Here is a 19,772-nt window from a genome sequence, read left to right on the forward strand (position 1 = left end):
GCCTCAGGAATTGCGCGTTGTGTCATCCAGCAATTGAGCTAGATGGATGCCCTGCCTATCGCTGAGGTCCGAGAGCTGGGTGCGGCAGGAGTACCCGTCGGCGAGAATCACAGTGTCCGGAGCCGCGGACCGTACCGCGGGAAGCAGTTGCTGTTCGGCTACAGCGACGGAGACCTCGTAGTGGCCTTTTTCCACGCCGAAGTTCCCTGCTAGACCGCAGCACCCGCCGAGCTTTTGCACCTTCGCGCCCGCGCTCTCCAAGATTTGCGCATCCGGACTCCATCCCATGACTGCGTGGTGGTGGCAATGTGGTTGGGCAACCACCGTGGTGCCCTCCAACGGTGGCGGTGTCCATCCGGGAACCGAAGTCAGCAGCTCAGCCAGCGTTCGGGTGGCTTCCGCAACGGGGCGTGCCGCAACTTCGCCAAGAAGCTCCATCGCATCCGAGCGGAGCACGCCGGTGCAGGACGGTTCCAGCCCCACAATGGGAATCCCCGCTAACGCATATTGTTGCAGCTCACTGACTGTATCGCCGAGAATTCTCCGTGCGCCGTCAAGCTGGCCGGTGGAAATCCACGTCAAACCACAGCACAACGGTTTCGAGGGAAGCCGCACATCGAAACCGGCTTGTTCCAGCACCCGGACAGCGGCTCGTCCAACTTCCGGAGTGAAGTAGTTCGTGAAGGAATCCGCCCAGAGCAGCACCGGACCTTGGGGTGCAACTACGCCCCTGTCTGCACCCCCAGCTATGTGTTGAGCGACCGCGTCGTCGTGCTGGGCTGATGTCGCCCTTGCCTGGAACCAGGAGTGGAACGTCTGAAGTGCGAATGGGGGTATGGTTCGCCGGTGGTCGACGCCAGCGAGCCTGAGCCCCACCGCTCCCAGCACGGGCAGTTTGGACATGGTGTTGATCAGGCGGGGGGCGAGGGAAGCGATGCGCGCCCACCGGGGCAGCCATCCCAGAGAATAGTGGGAGGCGGGACGGAGGCGTCGGCGGTAGCTTTGGTGAAGCATCTCTGCTTTATAGGCAGCCATGTCCACTCCAGTGGGACAGTCTGATGCGCAGCCTTTGCAGGAAAGGCAAAGATCGAGAGCATCATGGACCTCCGGGGAACGCCAGCCGGCCCCGCCCTTATTAATCATCTCCTGCAGCACGCGGGCCCGCCCGCGGGTAGAATCTTTCTCCTCGCGGGTAGCAAGGTAGGACGGGCACATCACGCCGCTTCCGTCAGAGCTATCAGCGCGGCACTTTCCCACTCCAGTGCAGCGGTGGACGGCTTGGCTGAAGTCGCCTCCGTCATGGAGATAACCAAACCCGAGGCCGGATTTCAAAGGCGCAGCCTGGGCGACCCGCACGTCGGCATCGAGGGGCAGCGGATCGACGATGATTCCCGGATTCAATAGGTTGTCCGGATCAAGGACTGCTTTGACTTTCCCGAAGAGCGCGAGGGCGGCGGGTGAGTACATGTAAGGGAGCAGTTCACTGCGAGCCCGCCCATCCCCATGTTCACCTGACAGGGATCCCCCGTAGCTTGCGACCAGCTCTGCGGCACCGGTCATAAAGCTACGGAACAATGCGGTTCCATCACTGCGGTCGAAGGGCACGTCCAGCCGCACATGGACACAGCCGTCGCCGAAATGACCATAGGGAAAGCCCATAAGGTGGTGCTCGATCAGCAGGGCATCAAAATCCCTCAGGTAATTGCCCAGCTTCTCGGGAGGAACGGCCGAATCTTCCCATCCCGAATGGGCGGGAACACCTGCGGTCGAGCGGCCCGCTAGTCCTGCGCCGTCTTCACGAATTTTCCACAAGGCCGCCGACTCCCGGGCATCGGAGACAACCCGTGCGGATAAGGCAGCAGTCCGGCTCAGGCGAAGTGCCCGGTCCGCAACCTCCAATGGGTCCTCGCCCGCGATCTCGACAAAAAGCCAGGCAGCCCCGTCGGGTAGCGGCGGCACAGCGGCAGCACCCTTCTGGGCGCGCACGACGTCGACAATCCGGGAGTCCAACCCTTCGCAGGCCGTGGGACGGAACGGCATGACATCCATGACTGCGTCACCGGCCGATCCGATATCGGCGAATCCCAGAACCACCATGGTCCGGTATGCCGGGTCAACGACCAGCCGTACCCCTGCCTCAAGAACGACCGCAAGCGTTCCCTCACTACCGACCAACGCGCGCCTCAGATCGAAATGGTGCTCAGGCAGTAGATGTTCCAGGGCATATCCGGAGACCTGCCGGCCGAACCGGCCCAGCTCCGTACGAATGGTGCCCAGTTCGCTTTGCACCAGGGTGCGCAACGCGCTTGTTTCCGGGCCCGATGGCGTTCCCTCGGTGCCAAGGAAAAGCCGGGTTCCCGAACCAGTCACCACATCAAGGTGGCTGACATTGTCAACCGTGCGGCCGTAGGCCAAAGTGCGGGATCCGCAAGCGTTGTTGCCGATCATGCCACCAATAGTGCAGCGGCTGTGGGTGGATGGATCAGGCCCGAATCGCAGCCCCTCCGCCAGTGCTCTGCGCTGCAACACGGCATGCACGGCGCCTGGCTGAACAATCGCCGTCTGGGCATCAGGGTCAAGGTGTAGCACCTTGTTCATGTAACGACTGAATTCAAGGACAACCCCACTGCCGATAGCGTTGCCAGCCACGGAAGTGCCCGCTCCGCGAGATGTCACAGGGATTCCCCGATCCCGGCACACCTCCAAAGTGGTCATCACTTCATCAGCATCATGGGGAAAAACCACTGCAGCCGGCCGCACACGGTACAGGGAGCCATCACTTGAGTATGCGGCACGTGTGGTCTCGTCATCGCGGGCATCCTGCACCCCACAACTACGCAGGGCTTTGGTAAGCGACTGTGGCATTGCTAAAATGGTCATGAGTAACATGCTACATGTAACAAAAAATGACCGGTATAGACTTCGGTGTGCCCACTTTCGCCCCTGCCGTATCTGCGTTGGATGCAACTCCGATGTCCCTTGCCGAACGCGCCATCAAGGCGGTGCGGGGCGCCGTTCGCTCGGGAGCCCTCATCCCGGGCGAGCTTTATTCGGTCTACAGGATTGCGGAGCAGCTCGGGATTTCTCGAAGCCCCGTGCGCGAAGCTTTGCTTCGGCTTGCAGAGACGGGCATGATCAAATTTGAGCGGAACCGTGGTTTTCGGGTTGTGTTGCCGACTCCGCACGACATTGCCGAAATATTCGCCATTCGCCTGGCTTTGGAAGTTCCGGCGGTACGACGCGCAACACTTCAGGCCGACATCAGAGACCGACGAGCATTGCGGCAACAGTATGCCGCAATGGAAGAAGCGGCACAGATCGACGATGAGCCGACTTTTGAACACCACGATCAAAAACTGCACGCGTTGCTGATCGACATCGAAGGCAACAACCGCACCAAAAACATCATCAACAACCTTCGGGACGCAACCCGACTAGTGGGGGCCTCCACCGTTCGTTCCGACCGATCTTTGCTGGAAGTCCTCGTGGATCACCTTCCCATCGTCGAAGCGTTTGAGGCAGCTAATCCTGAAGCTGCTGCGATCGCCATGGATTGTCATTTGCGGACGACAGGGCGGTTACTCCTGAGCCAGGCATTACGGCAGAGCGGGAAGCAGGACGAAGAACTTGCTATCTGGGAACAACTCATTGATTGAACGAGATGCTCCCGCTCTGATGATCAAAAATGGTGATGGCCCCGCTAACAGCTACCGACAATGGGTCCGTGTCAGGAACTGGCGGATTTAAGGTACTGCTGCACCGATGCCTCTGATACCCGATCCATTCAAGGCCTTCACTAATCCGGTCGAGAAGATCGTCGCCTCACGCACGCTGGCAGGAACCCGGACTGGGGAAACTCCCGGTTGATGGACACCAACCACTCGAGGACTCTGTTCGGACCCTGCAGGAGACCGAAGGAGGGGTATTTCGGTGCGCCAGCATCTGGCTGGCTCGCCAGCCGCTCTTCGCAGGCCTGCTGGATTCGCTCGTGGTCCACCCGTCGTCGCCGGAGCGAGCGGCCACCTATCCAAACCGACAGACCCTGTTACCCGCTTGAAACTCCAGGAATCCCAGCGGGCCAGCAAGAATAACGCTTTGCCCACAGGAGCACCCGTCCCGCAGGAAGTTTCTCCGGCTTGGATCCGAAGTAGGTCACGAAAACCCAGCCGACCAGCCTGCTTTTATGGCAACCACGTTCCGGCCGCTTCCGATCCATTCAAGACGCCCCTCGGCCTGCAGCTCCCTGCGCAGATCCAGCGCCCGGCGAGGGGCATACGCTCGCCCACTGCTGCGCACTGGTCCAACTGCTGGGCTAGGTGGATACCCGGCCCCGACCCGGAGAGGGACTATCCCGATGCCATCGTCGTCGTCGGATCCGGATGCCGAAGGCTCGCCGCAGCTGCCAGCAGGTGCGTGACGAACAGCGGTATGTGTTTCTCAATCCGCAGCGCCGGACCGGATATGTTCAGTGCGGCTATGATCCTTCCTGAGAAATCGCGTACAGGTGTGCCTATGCCGATGATCTCAGGGTCAAAGATCCGGTTAGCGAGCGTGTACTGGCGCTGCCGCGATAACTTGATTCCCTCTTGAAACGCAGCGGCTTGCTTTCTGGAACCCTGAGGATCGGCGCGGACAATCTCCAGAATCTGCTCGTCCTCATGGTCCAACAGCAACGCCATACCACTGGAACTTCGACTCACGGAGACCGTTCGGCCCACCCACCCCTGCGCTTCGATTGACCGCCATGAACTCTCGGACCGGACGGTCAGCACTTCTCCGTCGCTCAGGACCGTCAAGTGCGTGCGCTCACGAACATTGTCCGTGAGCTTAGACACATCATGATCAGCCCGCTCGCCTCACGGCTCGGGCTGATTTTCTTTTGCAGGGAGACTCATGACTGAGTACACGAAGAAGTGGCTCTCGATCGAGGAACAGGTCGAAAAGCTTGCGACTCGCGGCGTGGAGGTCCCAGATCACACCCGTTGCGCGCAGCTCCTTCGAGCGGTCGGGTATTACCGGCTCACTGGCTATCTCTATCCGTTTCGTGAAACAGAGAACTTCGTGGACGACGAAGGCCGGTCGAGGATGCGGATCCTCAGCCATTATCGACGCCGCCGCTCTCATCGATTTCGATCGCCAGCTGCGCATGCTGGTCCTCGACGGAATCGAGAGAATCGAAGTCTCTCTCCGTATGCAGATCGGATAGGTACTGGGGAGGCAATCGGCGTTCGCTCATCTCGACCCCCAGACATTCGTCGCCGCTTTCATCGAGCCTCAAGTCGATGCTGAGACAGGTGACCCTGCGCCGAGTAAGCACGAAGAGTGGATTGAGCGGATAGGCGAGCGACAAGACAGTTCCGATGAAGCTTTCGTAAGTCACTTCCGCGAGAAGTACAACGGTCAAATGCCTATATGGGCGCTCACAGAGATTATGGAGATGGGGCATCTCGGTCGCCTGTACACCGGCCTGAGTAGATCGCTCGGCACGGAGATTGCCGCCGCGTATGGGGCGCCAACGAAGAAGGTGATGGCGAGCTGGATCGCCTGCCTGAATTACGTGAGGAACGTATCTGCTCATCACGCGCGGCTCTTCAATCGGAAGCTAGTGACGGCGCCCCGTCGGCCCAGCCTGGGGCAAGTACCCGTCCTCGATCACCTGAAAAACGAAGCGTCGGCCAAAGAGGTCTTCGGGCTGTACAACGCTCTAGCGGTAATGGCTTACCTGCTTCGGTCGATTGAACCTGACAGCGACTGGCCCGAAAGAATTGTGGAGCTTGTTGAATCATTCCCCTGCACCACTCACCTCACCGCTCGATCAATAGGGGTGCCTGAGCGCTGGACAGAGCTTGAGCTCTGGCAGCCGTAGCCCGCCCATCTTTCGTGCTCCCTGTCCATAAGCCAATCCGTGACCGCGACAGCAGCAGCGATTATCGAATTCACAATTTTAGGTGACCAGTTTTGCGTAGACGACGTAGTTGTCGTCGAATTCGCCGGTGTCCGGGTCGTATCCGTCGCAGGTGATCAGGCGTAGTTCGGGTCCTTCGGTGTTGCCGTATACCGTCTGGGTGGGGAACGCGTCTCTAGCGTATTGCTCACCGCGGTCGACGGTAAAGGTTGCTGTGGTGCCATCTTCACGGAGCACGTCGATGGTGTCACCGGGCTTGAGTTTGCGCAGGTCCGCGAAGATTCCGGGGCCGCTGTCGGTGGCGTTGACGTGTCCGAGGAGGACCGCGGGTCCGCGTTCACCGGGTGTGGGGGAGTCATTATACCAGCTGGCGGGTGCTCCGGGCCCGTCCGGGGGAACTTCGAGCGAGCCGTTATCGCGTAGGCCGAGGCTCAGTAGCTCCGATCCCGCGCCGATGGCGGGAATACTGAACGACACCGGGTCCGACGCCGATAGGACCGGCAACTGGGCCGGTGCCGGTGCCGGTGTGGGTGTGGGTGTGGGTGTTTCGGGTGCGGGGGTCGTGGGTGGTTGAGTTGGGGCCGGCACCGTCGGCGAAGCGGAGACGGTCGGGGTCGGCGCTGGCGTTCCTTGGCTTTGGGCGGTCGTGTTGGTGGCGCAGCCGGTGAGGATTAAATCAGCGACCGCCGCAGAGGCCAGGTGGCTTCTGCGACGGTCGCTGGGTGAACTAATCGTGTGAAGTATTATCTCCGATCAGTTCGTGGTGCTTGGATGGAAATTATGCCTTGGCGGCGTTGCTGCGGCGAACCAGGAAGGTTCCGCCGGCTGCTGCTGCCAGGACTAGGCCGCCACCGAGGGCGAGTGCGCCGGTGTTGGAACCGGTTTCCTGGGCGACACCGGTGTCAGCGCCACCGGCAGGCATGTCGCCCATCTGTGAGGCTACGAGGGTTCCACACAGTGCAGGTGAGGTGGCGCCGAGGGGCAGGTCTGGGGAGATGTCACTGGTTGAGTTGAACACTTCCTCGGAGACCCCGGCAGTTGCTGGGTCCAGGCCGTGGACGACGACGACGGCGGTGCCGGCTTCGAGGGAAGCCTTGGTCTCGGCGTTGAGGTCGAAGGTGCGCTGGATGGTGTAGCTGCCGCCTTGGCCGCCGAGCTCGAGGTTCAAGCCTTCTTCGGGGCCGGTAGCTCCGCTGGTGGTCAGGGTGGTGAGGATGCCGCCGTAGGCGCGCGTGCCGTCGGAGGTGTTGAGGATGCCGTCGCCGTTTTCGTCATCAGCGGGTATGGGGCATTCGCCGAGGGCTCCGCCGTGGATGTGCTGGACGTGGGGGTACGGGGCGTCCATGAAGGTTTCGGCGAGGCCGGATACCTGGAGGTTCACGGTGGCCTGGTCGCCCTTGACATCAACGGTGATGGTACCGGAGCCGGTGGTGCCGTTGAGCTGGCCCAGGGTCGAGGAGTAAGAGTGGTCTTCACCGTCGTGCGCTATGGCCGGCGACGATGCCATGGCCAGGGCGCCGAGGGCGAGGGTGGGTACTGCAAGGAAACTCATTGCCTTGTTCATAAGATCAATTCCTTCACTGTGCGGTGGATACGCACCAAAGTCAGTGCGCTTACTATTCTATTCGGAGCGTTCCGCAGTGTGGATTGGTTTCCCCCACACAATTCACAGCCGAACACGTGAGACCGCTCGTTGAGAGTGGCGTCTGCTCACCGTACGCAGGACAAGACCCTGTGACAAGGCCCTGTTGGGAAGCGCTGTGGTGTGACACATGGTGCGGGTGAGGTTTACCAGCTAGGGCATAATCGTCCAGAAAATCCACTGTGGGTTACCCTTTCGCGGAGTAAGAGTAAGCAGCCACACCAGGTGGGTTAGGTATGTTCGATACTGCTTTCAAGCGAATGAGCCCGTCGCGGATGCGGGTTTCGGCTGTTGATAGTGGAAGGCAGAGGTCGGCGCCGACTTGCTGGTAGATGAGCTCGTCGGAGTAGACCAAATTGATCGCTTCACGTTGGGTGGGACTGAGGGTTTGGAGGGATCGGGTGCTCTCCTGTTCTTCGAGCCGGTTGATTGCTGTTTCGGCTGTCTGATCAAAATCCGGAGTGTAGGTTGCCACGGCGTAGGCGGTGTTGCGATTCGACGAGGCGCGCTCGTCCCGCGGTCCCGCCCCGCTCTGGTTCAAGGTCCTGCAGTGGGTAATCATCATCAACCAGGCGACAAGCAGGCGACGGCCAGGCGACAGAGGTGGCCTTTGGGTGCCTCAATGGTGTGGGCTTTCTGCCATACCTGCAGGGACACGTCCTGGATGATTTCCTGGCGCAGGGCGATGATTTCCTGGTTCAGGGCCGAGTCGACGATTATGTGTTGGGCGAGCCGGTAAACCCGGGGGACATCACACGGTAGAGGTCAGCGGATGTGTCCTGATCGCCAGCTGCCGTAGGGGTCAGTAATCTTCCCACGTGGTGCGGTGTGTGAGCTGGGCTGTCTTCAGGTGAGAGCCAGGCAAGCCAGGGCGTCTTTTGTCGTACCGATCCCAGTAATGCGGTTTCCCTCCACTGCCCGGCGCTGAGGGTCCAGAGTGACTGAGCGTAAACCATATCGTCTTGGCATCACTGTTCTGGCGGCTTCAGAACACGGTTGCCAGGGTCCGCGGTCACGCTCGAGCCGGCACCTTTGCATTCAGGGGGCGGACCGGTTTGCTGGCACCGAATTTTGTCCGCGTCGGATATGGTGCGGGTGTGGCCTGTGAGGATGCGGTGGGAGAGGATCTTGGTGTGACAAGTTTTGAAGCGGATCACGAGGTCGATTTTTTGGTGGACAACGCGAAGAAGCAAACGGTGATCGACCTTGAAGCACGACGCCGTCATTGTGTCCACAGGGTTTTAGAGGCCCGCCAGGCATGTGAAGAGCTGAGCACTTTGCTTGCCGGCAGCGGATCGGGGCAGGCCGGTCCCGCCTCCGCCAGTCAGGGGCACGCTCAAGGGTTGCTGTGCGCGGCGATTCGGGAACTGGAAGAAACCGATGCCCTCCTTGAGCAAGCACGACAGGGACACGACAAGGAAAAGAACCTTGCATCATCAGGTAAAGCTCAGGCAACGCGCGTAGTGTCTTACTCATCTTCATGTGCGAGTGACTGATGGCCGGATGTTTATTTATCCGGTCAAAAGCGTCGGAGAACACAACTAGCGGCCTCCACCGTGTGTTCCCCGGCGCTTTTGTCATGCCACCACTGGCAGCCAACGGCTTATGGGCGGGTCACCGGCTTTGACCGCCAAAACAGAACGGTCATTTTTGTCGCTCATTGGTCTTCGGAAAAAGGCAATCCACCACGGCGTATGTGACGAATATCATGTGGCGGTGGTTATCCGGCAACGGTGTGTCACGTCGGCTGATGCGCCAAAACAGTTGTTCCCCTAAACGCCTACCTGGAGGGCCTCATCATGATCACCAGTAACAAAGTTCTCAGCGTCGCTTTCACCGCAGCCCTGATCGCAGGAGCCGGCCTGGGATCCGCCGGGGCCGCATTGGCCGCCCCTAGCCCGGTCTCCCAATCAGTGCCGGCGATGACCACCGGGCAAATGTCTATCAGCATCGACGACTTCGTGTTTTCCGGGCCGGGCACCGTTAACCCGGGCGGTGAGATTACCGTGACGAACAACGACAGCGAAGCCCACACGGTGACCGCCGATGACGGTTCCTTCGATGTCACCATCCCCGGCGGGGAAAGCGCCACTTTCACCGCCCCGAGCGTAATTGGGAGCTATGGGTTTTTCTGCAAGTTCCACGGCAACATGAAAGGCACCCTCACCGTCGGTGCTGAATCCATGGCGCCGGCCCCGGCAGCGCCCACGACACCGGCAGTACCAGCTCCGGCGGCACCGGCACCCGAGGTCGCAGAGTCCGGCAGTGCCGGACACAGCGGGATGGACCAGATGGGTGCTGTCCCCCGGGGCGGCGCCGATACCGGAGTGATGAACGAAGCAAGTGACGGGTCAACGATCATCGCGCTGGGTGGGGGTCTGGTCCTCCTCGCCGCAGCCGGTGGAACCTTTGCTGTCCGCCGCCGGAGCAGCAACTCCTAATCCCACCCGATCCTTCGTCATGGGCCGTAAAACCGTATCTCTTCCATCGCGGTTTTACGGCCCCTGTGTATTGTGTCAATCACCGGAACCGGCACGGACACAGCCCGGGTCAGCACGATCAACCCGGCACGATCCACCGGGCACGGTCAACTGGGCACGATTAATGGGGTTTGACGATCTTGGCGTGTGAGACCGTGCAACAATCCCTCACCTACCCATCACTGGAAAGTTCATCCTTTTGGAGGCACGATCATGAAGGTACGTAACGGAATATCAGCTTTTCTGCTTGCCGGGCTTCTCACCGGAACCGCCGCCTGCGGTTCAGAGACCGGGCCAAGCAGCTCCGAGGCGACCACGGCGCCCAACGAAGCCGCGGCACCGGAATCAGCTACCGCGACCACCGGAGCGCCCGGAGCCTCCGCTTCGGGGTCGGCTTCTGCGGAAGCAGCGCCTGCTGAGGAGGCCATGATCACCATCAAGGACTTCGAATACGAGATGCCTGAAACCATCGCACCCGGCACCATGGTGACGGTGGTCAACGAGGACGACGCCCCGCACACGGTCACGGCGCAGGACGACGGCGGGTTCGACGTCGACGTCCCAGCTGGTGAAACGGTGACCTTTACCGCCCCCGAGGAAGCCGGCGACTACGCGATCATCTGCACCTACCACCCCGAGATGTCCGGCGCCCTGGTCATCTCATAAACCGGGCAGGCAACTCCGCCAGAAACCGGGGGGCACGCCCCACCCGGGGTCGGGGACCACGCGACCGCAGACCAGGCATGCAACCGATTACCATGAATTGTTCTGCGCGTTCTGGTTACGGTGGGCCCGGTCGTTAGCGCTGTCATCCACTTCCAGTTCGCACCCGGTTTCCAGCAGGCCGAACCGGGCGGAATATGACCGGCGGAACAAGCGGGACCCCTATCAGGTGACTGTGTGAGTTTCGCATCCGATAATGGGGGCAGGAGGAAATTCACAGATTATGGCACGTAGACATACCCCTGATCAGGTCATCGCGAAGGTCCGTCGGGGCCAGAAGATGTTCAACGACGGACGGCCGATGATTGAGGTCATCAAGGAACTGGAGGTCACCGAGGCGACCTGGTACCGGTGGCTGAACCAGTACGGTGGCGAGTAGGCCGAGTCCACGAAACGGACTAAGTAGCTGGAGAAGGAAAACGCCAGGCTAAAAAAGCTGTTAGCCGATCAGGTCCTGGCCAATGACATTTTGAGCGAGGTGGCCCGGGGAAAATTTTGAGCCCTGAACTCCGGCGTCGTGCGGTCCGCATGGCGCAGGAGAAGTTCAGGGCATCCGAAAGGTTCGCCTGTAAAGTGCTCGGCCAGAACCGCTCTGCCCTGCGCAAAGGCCGCCCGGAGGTCGGCTTCGAAGAACAGCAGTTTGGGGGTTCTTTCAGTCGTCGCGTTCCCGCACGAACCCGGCAAATCCCGGGATAGTGAACTCCAGCTGACCACGGTCCGCCGGTTGAATGAGTCCCTTGTAGATCAAACGTGCCCGGGGCGTCGATAATTGGTTGCTCGATACGCTGAGGAGATCAGCGATCGACGCCCGCGATACCTGTCCGTCCCCGACCGATGCCATGGCGTTGAGCATGCGTCGCTCGGCGGGAGAGCAACTGCCCCATCGCGCCCGGAAAAGTGCGTCCAGGTCGGAGCGCATCGCTACGCGCCCATGCTCGACGGCTTCCACACTAATGACGCCACCTGGGTCCGGGCGTCCAGCGGCGACCCATGCGGCATCAGCGATCAACTGCACTGAATACGGGTACCCCTGAGCAATAGAGAGCGCGAGACCGACTGCGGGTGCAGTCCACGTCACACCCAGTGCCCTCGCTGGCCCAATGAGCGCGATCTCCTCCGCGTCTGGGCTCAGCGGTCCGAGAGGGCGATACGCAATGCGTTCACTGAACGTGACGACAGCAGCGATCGTCTCCGGTGCGTTGGGTAGCCCGGCCGCGAATACCGCGGCAGGGACGTCTGAGCCCTCCGCCTGGAGATGTTGCCACGCGTACACGAGCGTTCGAAGTCCCGTAGGGTCTGCGGCTTGGATCTCATCGATGAAGAGAACCAACCCGTGGCTCTGCGCTGCCGTCTCCCGTATGACGTCCTCGAATGTGCGCACACCAGCGGGTTCTCCTGTTGGGCCGGGCCGTCGCATTGTTCCCGCGACATGAGCAACGCCGGGGATACCCACCGTCACCGTCAGCGTGTCGAGGAGGCCCTTCACCCGGGTTCGGGCCGAGTCTCCGAACGACCGCGCGGCCCGATCGATCTCTTGAGCGATCTGCGAGACCAGGCCCTGTTCCTCGCCTGCGGTAATCCAGACCGTGAGTACGCCGCGTGCCGTAGCTCGCCGCTGATACTCGCGCAGCAACGATGTTTTGCCATATCCACGGGGTGCATGATCGACCCGGAGCCGGCCGACGAGCCGACCGAGGTCAACCAGCGTCGATAAGCGTTCATCGACCTCAGCAAGCTGCTGCGCCCTCCCGGGCACAACACGAGCGACCTCGCCTGGGGTGTATGGACTCGGCTGCATCAATCACCTCGAACTATTTGTTATGAAGTAGGGCTTTCATAACAGTCTATCGGTGATGGTGGCAGAAGTGAGTAGGCGCATCGACGCCCCGGACGCCTAACGGCCGCATTCCCCTCTGCAGGGCAGCGCCCGTCAGCCGATCGGCAAACGGACACGGAATCCTGGCCGTCAATCGATTCGACGAATCCTTGCCCCGAAACCTCCGCCACGTGGCCTTCGTCATCTGCGGCGCATTGGGCTGCCTCTTCACCAACCCTATCGCGCATAGTAGACCTACGCACAGGCCTACTTTTAGCGAGCTGCCGCCGGAGGCTTTTCTCGGACAGTCGACCGAAACCGAGCAGCTTCCCATCGAGCAAATACCGGGCGCGAAAACAACGTCGGGACGCACTGCGAGTTCGCGGCCCTGGGCGCTGGCAAGCTCGACTTCTTCGATTACTAAAGAATTTGTGCCACTGATGACAGCCCGTCCACACATGACGCCATTGCTGCCCCACGAGTATTGCAGCTCACCCCCAGGTGGACGGCTCTGAGCTGGTCCCCGGGTCATCCACCCGCCCACAGGTGGATGACCCGTAAGACACGACAGCAAAAGTAAGGGCACTGGTTGTCGGTGCCCACCCGGTACGGTCCCTTCGCATGAGCAGAACAAAAGGTACGCGTGGACCCCACGGAGTTGCATCTGGTGCTAGCCCTTTGCCGGCTCTTCAGAATTGAGAGTGTAGTCGCGGTCTGAATCCGCCGGATTCGAGTAGTGATCTGGCGATGTAGTTGGTGAGGTTCCGGAAGCCCAGGGCGGAGCCGCGGAGGTGTTCCAGGCGGCCGTTGATGGCTTCGGTTGGCCCATTTGAGGTCCCGGGTAGGTCGAAGTAGGCAAGGACGTCTGGGGCCCGGCGGTTGAGAGTTCGCCCGAGGGTTTTGAGCTCAGCGAGGGCGGTGGGAACACCTGTGCCCAGGGATGTGATGACTGCTTCCATCAACGTCCGTCCCTTGGCCCGGTCCGCTTCCCGGTAGGCGGCAACCATGCGCTGGTAGATCCCCCAGCTCGCTTCTACCTCGACGTGGGTGTCCGTTGTGAACAGGGATTGAAGACGCGTGCGTTGCTTATCGGTGAGCAGATCCGCCCCGGTGTGAAGCGTTAGCCTGGCCGAATACAGCGGGTCGCCAGCACGCCCACGGTGCCCGCAGGACTGTTGCTGAACGCGCCGTCGGCAGCTATCCAAAGCCTCTCCAGCCAGGCGGATGACATGGAAGGGATCCATCACCGGAACAGCCTCGGGAAGTTCTTCGGCCGCGGCGCTCTTAAATCCGGAGAACCCGTCCATGGCCGCGACCTCGATCCTGTCCCGCCATTGTTGCGGGCGTGCTTTTAGCCACGTGGCGAAGACTTGTTTTGAGCGGCCTTCGACCATATCCAGCAGGCGGGACGGTCCGGTGCCATCACGGATCGGGGTCAGATCGATGATTACGCTCACGTACTTGTCCCCGCGGCGGGTGTGCCGCCAAACATGCTCATCAACACCGATGACTTTGCCCCCGTCGAACCGGTGCGGATCATCAATGAGCACACGCTTACCTTCGGCCAGGACAGCTTTGTTGGCAGTATTCCAGCTCACGCCCAGCCCTTCGGCGACGCGGGCGACCGTGAGGTGTTGACACACGATTCCCTCCAACGCCCACCGCAGCCCGCGGCGGGAGAGTTTCGCCCGTGAATCGGCGGCTTTGGACGTGTCCTGCCGCCACACCTGTCCGCACCCGGAACATTTGTATCTGCGAACTTTGACCAGCAGCGTGGTCGGGCGCCAGCCGAAGGGTTCGTGAGCGAGCTGGCGGGTCACCGTGTCCCGAGGGACGCCTTGGCACCCACAGTTACGGCACCAGTCATCTGGGTCAACAACACGGCAAGCAAGAACGGCGTGATCGCGGCTCAGATGCTGCCCCGTGGCCTCGAGTCCAAGTTCGTCGAGCCGACAGAATGTGGTCAGGTCAGGGCTGCGGAAGGTAGCGTGGAACACGAGGGCCTTGCGGTAGAGGAATCAAGATCTAGACAATCCGATTCTCTCCCAAGGCCCTCCCTTCAGCCGAAACAACCTCTCGCCCCAGACTCCTCACGGCGCCGCCAACTACACTCTCAATTCTGAAGAGCCACATATGGTCCGGCGGCTCCTGGACGCCCGCCGACCGCGTCCGGGCCGACATCCGCAACTATCTCTTCGCCACTCAAGAAGCTTTCCGGCGCGCTGAAGGGGCGGGTAGTCAGCAGCACGCCGATTCCCGACCCTCCACCCCGTGATTGCACGTGCAACGCGAAGCTGAGTGTCCTGCAGGTGCAAGGTTCATCTTTTTCTGAGAATGTAATCCTGCTTGTGATTAGGTTTCGGCGGTCACATCCGCAGTGCTGTTAGCGCACCACAAAGGAAAGGCCGCCCATGGATTCGCCCCGAGTGTTCGACACAGTATCGATCATTTTCAATCCCAACAGCACCGGTGATGCGCCGAAGCTGGCTAGCGAACTGTATGAGCAGTTGGGCGAGCTCCTGCCCGATGAAACCGACATCCGGTTGCAGCCGACGGAGCATGCCGTGCATGCCATTGATTTGTCGCGGGATGCTGCTGCCGTTGGCAATACCCTGGTGGTGTCCGTCAGTGGTGATGGTGGGTATAACGAAGGGTCAACGGCGTGATGGACAGCGGTAGCCAGGACGCGGTGTGCACTGTATTGGCTGCTGGAAATGCCAATGACCACAGCCGGGTGATGGGCAGGAAGCCACTGGCTGAGGCCGTTAGCGAAGGCAACGTCCGGCGCATCGACCTGCTGCGTGTCAGCACCGGAGACAACTCGACGGTTCGCGCTGAGTACGCTCAGTCCTACATCGGCTTTGGTCTCACTCCGATCATGGCCATCGATCTGGAGAAGGGCAGCAAGGGCGCAATTAAGGAGATGTTTTCCGTCGTGCGAACTTTCTCGAAATTCAGGCCGTTCGAGATTCGCCAGAAAGACGGAGTGCGCCGGAAATTCGACAGTCTGGTGTTCGCGAATATTTCCCAGATGGCGAAGTACGCAACGCTAATTGAAGCCGACGATCATCCATCCGATGGGAAATTCGGAGTCATCACCTTTGCGCACATGGCCAAGTGGCGGATACTCCCTCACTGCGCTGCATGCCACCACCAAAGGTCTGGGGGATTAGCCGAGCATGGAGAGCTACCATTTCACGACTCTCAAACCCATCCCGTAACAAATCGACGGGGGAGTGAAATCGGTTGCCGCACATACCAACGTCCGGATCCTAGCCTGCCGTGTGCTCTGGCCACCCTTGGCTAGGTCAACCCCCTACACCTGTCAGCACAAGAGCCGTCCCATATCATTGATGTCATCCCGTCCAATCAGCGTCGTACCCTGCGGGTCTCTACTTCGCATAAAACACTTCCGCCTCGTGGTGGACCCGCAACCAGGACCACCACCAAGCGTAGGCACCGCGGATGACCTGACGGACAACATGGGCGTCCGTCGAGGTATTCCTGCCGCCGAATCGATGTTGTCCTTTCATTGAACAGGCACCGAGCCCATACACGTCATTAGGAGCCATAACCCTTCAGGACCACGGGTAGCCCAAAACGGCATCGCCCACACGAAAGATTTTAGCTGTTTTCCGGTTTGACTAGACTGTCGTCGTCTTCCTCAAGGGCGGGAGCATCTCGAAGCCCTTCGGGAGTGGCATCGCTGTCCTCTACCGGCGATTTCGGGCTCGGGGGAATATCCTCGCGATCCTCTTTCGATGGTTCCCCTGAAACTTTTTCCAGTTCGTGCTTGGATTTTTTGCCAGTGGGGGCCGCTGAATTCTCGTTGCTCATGAGGTGCACCTTTCAATCGGTAAGGCTTTTCAACTGCTGGTCTTTATCACCTACCAGAAGCGCCTGCCCGGTGCGCCCGGTGGGCGAACCGTACCGGGTTTTAGGCGTCTTCTTAAGGGGTACCTCGTCGTCTGATGAGGCGTCTATTTGAGCATAGTAGGTCTGCCCGAACTCGTTGGGCGGGTGCACAACAACCGAGATAAATCCGATGACGGCAAGTAAGAGTGGCTTGGTGGGTTGCGAGTAACCATGCGGTGAGAGACCTTTACGCTAAAATTGTGCGCTGCTAGGAATACCGTTGGGTGCGCTGACGGTGCTCTCCCCCCCAGGATGAGTACCGGCAGCATAGGTGAGGGTGTCCCATCGGCAGCACCGTGGTGTTACTGCGCTCTCTAGGACCGAACTTTGGGTTTTGTCCTCGTTCTCCAACGGTTCAGGTGTCCTTCCGGCGTTACCGGAGCCAGCGGAACCGCCGCTTGGTAGTTAATCTGGCCCAGGATCTACCCAGCCCCCAGACGTTTCCTGACCTAGCGGTAGCTAACGCCCAGAGCGCCACCGCGTTTTTTCGGAGGTGGCGGGTTGTTTGCTTCCTCTTAGCGGCGGTCCCGGCCTTTCGGGCTGTGTCAGCGGCCATGAAAAACTGCCCATAGGCGGCCACGGAATTGCCCACTGATGGCCAGTAAAACTGCCCGCCGGTGGCCATGGGATCTGCCCACTTCTTTACTGGATTGACCGCGCTTGCGCGGCGGGAGCCTCTTCCCGGGGTTTGATGACGGTGTCTAGTCGCACCAAAGTCGCGGGAAGAGGCCCAATTGAAGTCTGACGGAGAAATCATGGAAATACTTGCTGCTTATGATCTGACCGGGTCGTTGCGCGCTGCCGCGGAGCTTACGGGCTGTTCGCATCACACGGTCGCCCGGCACGTTGAGGCCCGTGACGCGGGCCAGCCAATGGCCGAGCCGGTCTACCGGGGCCGTGTCACTGATGCGTTCCTGCCCAAGATCGAGGAATGGGTTGAGGCCTCCAAGGGCAAGATCCGCGCCGACAAAGCCCACGACAAACTCCGGGCGCTGGGCTATGAGGGTTCGGAACGCTCGACCCGCCGTGCTGTCGCCCAGGTGCGGGCGGCGTGGCGGCTGGGTCATGTCCGGGTGCACCGGCCCTGGATCACCGAGCCGGGGATGTGGCTTCAGTACGATTTCGGCGACGGCCCCCTGATCGAGGGGAGGAAGACCGTGTTGTTCGTGGCATGGCTGGCGTGGTCGCGGTTCAGGATCGTGATCGCTTTGCGGGATCGGACGGCGCCGAGTGTGTTCGCGGCATTGGACCGCACCTTCCGTGTCCTAAGCGGCGCGCCAACCTATGTCCTGACCGACAATGAGAAAACGGTCACCGTTTCCCATGTTGCCGGGGTCCCGGTGCGTAACCAGCAGACCGTGGACTTCGCCCGCCACTACGGTGTGACAGTGTTGACCTGCCAGCCGGCGGATCCTGCCTCCAAGGGCGGCGTGGAGGCATCGGTGAGGGTCGCTAAAGCCGACATCGTCCCCAAAGACACGAATCTGCGGGCCGAATACGCCTCCTTCGCGGAGATCGAAGCGGCGTGCCAAGTGTTCATGGACGAGGTCAACCATCGTGAGCACCGTGCCACCCGCCGCAAACCAGCGGTGATGCTAGCCGAGGAAGCACCCCGGCTGCACCGGATCCCGGACACCGCGCACACGGTCGCGTTCGGGCTCTCCCGGACGGTGCCGGAGAACACGCCGATGGTCACCTTCGAAAACGGCCAGTACTCCGTCCCGGCAGCCCTGCTCGGCGCGCGCGTATTCGTGCGCAGCCACGGCGCCGGACCCGGTGAGCAGGTCATCATCGTCCATCACGGCAGCGCCGGCCCGGTGGAAATCGCCCGGCACTCCCGCGCCCGCCCGGGCAGCCCCGCGATCAACGACGCCCACTTCCCTGATCACCGGCCGAAGATCCCAGGCGATTACGCGGTCAAGGCCCGCAGCGCCGCGGAGGCGGAGTTCCTTGGCATCGGGGACGGCGCCCGCGCGTGGCTGCTCGAAGCCGCCGCGGCGGGCACGGCGCGGATGAACGTGAAGATGGCCGAAGCGGTGGCCTTGGCGAAGATCGCCGGGTAGGCCGACGTCGATCAGGCGTTGGGGACCGCGGCCGTCCATGGCCGCTTCGCGCACAAAGACCTGTCCTCAATCCTGACCGCCGGGGGCGCCCGCACCACGACCCACGCCGCGGACGAAACCCGGTCCTTGACCCAGGGCACGGCCGGGTGGGCGGCCATCGGACGTCCACCCGGTGCCGGCCGTGGTGAGACCGGGCTGGAGGAAAGCGCATGAGCCCGGTCCCGGTCACCGCGCCCGTCCTGCCGGCGGACCTGGAGGCGCTGATGCGGCAGCTGAAGATGCCCTACGCGCGGGCTCTGGCACCGGAGTTGATCGCGACCGCCCGTGCGCAACGCTGGGAACCGGCCGAGGTCATCAAGGCCCTCTTCACCGAGGAAGTCGCTGGCCGGTCCCGGTCCATGCTCGCCACCAGGCGTAAAGCCGCAGGGTTCCCGACCGGGAAGACCTTCGGCACCTGGGATCCCGCCGCGTCCTCAGTCCCGCTACCGACGCAGCAGGCGCTGCGGACACTGGAATGGATCGGGCGCAAGGAAAACGTTGTCATTTGCGGGCCCTCCGGCACCGGGAAAACGTTCTTCCTTGAAGCCCTCGGGCAGCAGGCCGTCGAGGCCGGCATGCGTGTGGCATGGTTCCGCCTTGAAGACCTCGGCGCGCTGATGCGCGCGCACCGCTCCGACGACAGCGTCACGAAAGTGGTCGCCAGGATCCTGCGCGCGGATTTAGTGGTGGTCGATGACATAGGGCTCCTGCCGGTCGGGACCGATGCCGCCGAGGGCCTCTACCGCCTTGTTGACGCAGCCTATGAGAAACGCTCCATCGCGGTCTCCTCGAATCTGCATCCCGCGGGCTTCGACGAGCTCATGCCCAAAACCCTCGCCACCGCGACGGTCGACCGGCTGCTGCACCACGCACACGTCTGCCAAACCACCGGGGAATCGATCCGCCTCAGCCAAGCCCTGGCCGGACAAGGAGTCACGCCAATGAGCTAAACAAATCCCGAACATGGCCAACGCCGCCGAATACCCGGTGGGCAGATCCAATGGCCATGACCGGGCAGTTTTCATGGCCACCAGCGGGCAGTAATGCTGGCCGCCCGTGGGCACCTTTAACTGGCCCTTGACAGGGCTGTTCGGGTGCCGGTAACCGTAGTGTAGCTCCGCCGTTTTGCGCGGCTCCAGTCGACGAGACGTGCGGCATCCTTGGCGGTGCGTCCCTTGGTGCGGGCATC

At 61.3% G+C, this 19,772-nt stretch carries 15 protein-coding genes and 3 pseudogenes; 10 read left to right on the forward strand and 8 right to left on the reverse strand.

All coding sequences use genetic code 11. The features are described 5' to 3' along the window. Nucleotides 1-3 precede the first annotated feature (3 nt). Nucleotides 4-2,889 carry an FAD-binding and (Fe-S)-binding domain-containing protein gene (locus H4V95_RS01505; RefSeq protein WP_209728387.1) on the reverse strand — a complete coding sequence of 962 codons (2,886 nt, stop codon included), beginning with the start codon at nt 2,887-2,889 and terminating at the stop codon, nt 4-6. Between the two features lie 17 nt (nt 2,890-2,906). Between H4V95_RS01505 and H4V95_RS01510 the strand changes: the two genes are divergently transcribed. Further along, nucleotides 2,907-3,656, forward strand: a complete 750-nt coding sequence (locus tag H4V95_RS01510) for a GntR family transcriptional regulator (RefSeq protein WP_209728389.1) — start codon at nt 2,907-2,909, stop codon at nt 3,654-3,656. Nucleotides 3,657-4,346: 690 nt separating this feature from the next. Here the strand turns inward: H4V95_RS01510 and H4V95_RS01515 are convergent. Next, nucleotides 4,347-4,835 (reverse strand): IclR family transcriptional regulator C-terminal domain-containing protein, encoded by a 489-nt coding sequence (locus H4V95_RS01515; protein ID WP_312883908.1) that lies wholly within the window; start codon nt 4,833-4,835, stop codon nt 4,347-4,349. A 311-nt stretch (nt 4,836-5,146) separates the two neighbouring features. Between H4V95_RS01515 and H4V95_RS01520 the strand changes: the two are divergent. Beyond that, nucleotides 5,147-5,866: pseudogene (locus H4V95_RS01520) on the forward strand (Abi family protein). Nucleotides 5,867-5,944: 78 nt separating this feature from the next. Here H4V95_RS01520 and H4V95_RS01525 read toward each other — a convergent pair. The 3 genes from H4V95_RS01525 to H4V95_RS01535 form a co-directional block, all read right to left on the reverse strand. After that, nucleotides 5,945-6,409 carry a class F sortase gene (locus H4V95_RS01525; protein WP_245345526.1) on the reverse strand — a complete coding sequence of 155 codons (465 nt, stop codon included), beginning with the start codon at nt 6,407-6,409 and terminating at the stop codon, nt 5,945-5,947. 274 nt (nt 6,410-6,683) lie between these two features. Next, nucleotides 6,684-7,457 carry a CHRD domain-containing protein gene (locus tag H4V95_RS01530; RefSeq protein ID WP_245345527.1) on the reverse strand — a complete coding sequence of 258 codons (774 nt, stop codon included), beginning with the start codon at nt 7,455-7,457 and terminating at the stop codon, nt 6,684-6,686. Between the two features lie 277 nt (nt 7,458-7,734). Further along, on the reverse strand, nt 7,735-8,022 hold the full coding sequence (locus tag H4V95_RS01535; RefSeq protein WP_209728394.1) for a sigma factor-like helix-turn-helix DNA-binding protein: 288 nt from the start codon (nt 8,020-8,022) through the stop codon (nt 7,735-7,737). A 487-nt stretch (nt 8,023-8,509) separates the two neighbouring features. Here H4V95_RS01535 and H4V95_RS01540 point away from each other — a divergent pair, with 487 nt between their 5' ends. The 4 genes and pseudogenes from H4V95_RS01540 to H4V95_RS01555 form a co-directional block, all read left to right on the forward strand. Continuing rightward, nucleotides 8,510-9,043, forward strand: coding sequence for a hypothetical protein (locus tag H4V95_RS01540; RefSeq protein ID WP_209728396.1), 534 nt, complete (start codon nt 8,510-8,512; stop codon nt 9,041-9,043). Between the two features lie 303 nt (nt 9,044-9,346). Beyond that, on the forward strand, nt 9,347-9,988 hold the full coding sequence (locus tag H4V95_RS01545) for a cupredoxin domain-containing protein (protein WP_209728398.1): 642 nt from the start codon (nt 9,347-9,349) through the stop codon (nt 9,986-9,988). A gap of 252 nt (nt 9,989-10,240) precedes the next feature. Beyond that, on the forward strand, nt 10,241-10,693 hold the full coding sequence (locus H4V95_RS01550) for a cupredoxin domain-containing protein (protein ID WP_209728400.1): 453 nt from the start codon (nt 10,241-10,243) through the stop codon (nt 10,691-10,693). A gap of 280 nt (nt 10,694-10,973) precedes the next feature. Beyond that, nucleotides 10,974-11,383: pseudogene (locus tag H4V95_RS01555) on the forward strand (transposase); the annotation flags it as partial. A 19-nt stretch (nt 11,384-11,402) separates the two neighbouring features. On the opposite strand, the gene H4V95_RS01560 reads toward H4V95_RS01555, so the two are convergent. Together H4V95_RS01560 and H4V95_RS01565 are read right to left on the reverse strand one after the other, a co-directional pair. Further along, nucleotides 11,403-12,548, reverse strand: coding sequence for an ATP-binding protein (locus H4V95_RS01560; RefSeq protein WP_209728402.1), 1,146 nt, complete (start codon nt 12,546-12,548; stop codon nt 11,403-11,405). A 707-nt stretch (nt 12,549-13,255) separates the two neighbouring features. Beyond that, a complete protein-coding gene (locus H4V95_RS01565; RefSeq protein ID WP_209728404.1) occupies nt 13,256-14,563 on the reverse strand; it encodes an ISL3 family transposase in 1,308 nt (435 codons plus the stop codon). A 414-nt stretch (nt 14,564-14,977) separates the two neighbouring features. On the opposite strand from H4V95_RS01565, the gene H4V95_RS18165 reads away from it, so the two are divergent. Then, nucleotides 14,978-15,232: a diacylglycerol kinase family protein gene (locus tag H4V95_RS18165; protein ID WP_245345528.1), complete on the forward strand. Its 255-nt coding sequence runs from the start codon at nt 14,978-14,980 to the stop codon at nt 15,230-15,232. After that, nucleotides 15,232-15,873 carry a diacylglycerol kinase gene (locus tag H4V95_RS01570; protein ID WP_245345529.1) on the forward strand — a complete coding sequence of 214 codons (642 nt, stop codon included), beginning with the start codon at nt 15,232-15,234 and terminating at the stop codon, nt 15,871-15,873. The genes H4V95_RS18165 and H4V95_RS01570 overlap by 1 nt, the downstream gene beginning before the upstream one ends. A 317-nt stretch (nt 15,874-16,190) precedes the next feature. Here the strand turns inward: H4V95_RS01570 and H4V95_RS01575 are convergent, their stop codons facing one another. Further along, the gene (locus H4V95_RS01575; RefSeq protein WP_209728406.1) at nt 16,191-16,403 is read right to left on the reverse strand and encodes a hypothetical protein; all 213 of its coding nucleotides are present in this window, start codon (nt 16,401-16,403) and stop codon (nt 16,191-16,193) included. Between the two features lie 812 nt (nt 16,404-17,215). On the opposite strand from H4V95_RS01575, the pseudogene istA reads away from it, so the two are divergent. Beyond that, nucleotides 17,216-18,757: pseudogene (gene istA / locus H4V95_RS01580) on the forward strand (IS21 family transposase). After that, on the forward strand, nt 18,754-19,533 hold the full coding sequence (istB, locus tag H4V95_RS01585) for an IS21-like element helper ATPase IstB (protein ID WP_209728298.1): 780 nt from the start codon (nt 18,754-18,756) through the stop codon (nt 19,531-19,533). Before istA ends, istB begins: the two are co-directional and overlap by 4 nt. Nucleotides 19,534-19,772 lie beyond the last annotated feature (239 nt).

The sequence above is a fragment of the Arthrobacter sp. CAN_C5 genome (assembly GCF_017875735.1).
Taxonomy (GTDB): Bacteria; Actinomycetota; Actinomycetes; order Actinomycetales; family Micrococcaceae; genus Arthrobacter_D.

What these genes read in the sequence shown, in the direction of transcription:
- istB (WP_209728298.1), top strand. Translation starts at nt 18,754, where the DNA reads ATGAGCCCGGTCCCGGTCACCGCGCCCGTCCTGCCGGCGGACCTGGAG.
- H4V95_RS01505 (WP_209728387.1), bottom strand. Translation starts at nt 2,889, where the DNA reads ATGTTACTCATGACCATTTTAGCAATGCCACAGTCGCTTACCAAAGCC.
- H4V95_RS01550 (WP_209728400.1), top strand. Translation starts at nt 10,241, where the DNA reads ATGAAGGTACGTAACGGAATATCAGCTTTTCTGCTTGCCGGGCTTCTC.
- H4V95_RS01545 (WP_209728398.1), top strand. Translation starts at nt 9,347, where the DNA reads ATGATCACCAGTAACAAAGTTCTCAGCGTCGCTTTCACCGCAGCCCTG.
- H4V95_RS01510 (WP_209728389.1), top strand. Translation starts at nt 2,907, where the DNA reads ATGACCGGTATAGACTTCGGTGTGCCCACTTTCGCCCCTGCCGTATCT.
- H4V95_RS01570 (WP_245345529.1), top strand. Translation starts at nt 15,232, where the DNA reads ATGGACAGCGGTAGCCAGGACGCGGTGTGCACTGTATTGGCTGCTGGA.
- H4V95_RS18165 (WP_245345528.1), top strand. Translation starts at nt 14,978, where the DNA reads ATGGATTCGCCCCGAGTGTTCGACACAGTATCGATCATTTTCAATCCC.
- H4V95_RS01530 (WP_245345527.1), bottom strand. Translation starts at nt 7,457, where the DNA reads ATGAGTTTCCTTGCAGTACCCACCCTCGCCCTCGGCGCCCTGGCCATG.
- H4V95_RS01560 (WP_209728402.1), bottom strand. Translation starts at nt 12,548, where the DNA reads ATGCAGCCGAGTCCATACACCCCAGGCGAGGTCGCTCGTGTTGTGCCC.
- H4V95_RS01575 (WP_209728406.1), bottom strand. Translation starts at nt 16,403, where the DNA reads ATGAGCAACGAGAATTCAGCGGCCCCCACTGGCAAAAAATCCAAGCAC.